1 protein-coding gene is annotated in these 429 nt (G+C 30.5%); it reads right to left on the reverse strand.

The window, feature by feature from the left end:
• A partial coding sequence (locus LPA54_RS39700; RefSeq protein ID WP_267488028.1) for a reverse transcriptase domain-containing protein occupies positions 1–429 on the reverse strand: 429 nt, incomplete at both ends.

Consider the following 429-nt stretch of genomic DNA (forward strand, 5'->3'; position numbering starts at 1 on the left):
CTACAACATAATGAAGTCCATTTTTATTCATTAATTGCATAGTTCTAGCTATTGCATGTTTGGTTGACCTGTTAGGTCTGAACCCATAACTATGCTTATGAAACTTAGCTTCACATATAGGTTCTAATACTTGTTTAATACATTGCTGGATTATCCTATCTTCAATACACGGTATTCCAAGCGGTCTAGTTTCAACAGAACCTTTGTGTTTTGGGATTTCAACTCTTCTTACACTTTTCGGCATGTAGTTAGCTAGTTTATTCTGGATGCGTTCTACAAATACCTCTGTTTCCATATCTTTAAAATAACTGATATCAATATTATCAGTTCCAACAGTAGTTGACCCTTTATTATTTTTTATATTTCTATATGCAAGTAAAATATTAGTTTTAGAAGCTATATGATGTATTAAATTTCTAAACTTTTTAT

It is taken from the genome of Streptomyces sp. DH12 (genome assembly GCF_020873895.1).
Classification (GTDB): Bacteria; Actinomycetota; Actinomycetes; order Streptomycetales; family Streptomycetaceae; genus Streptomyces.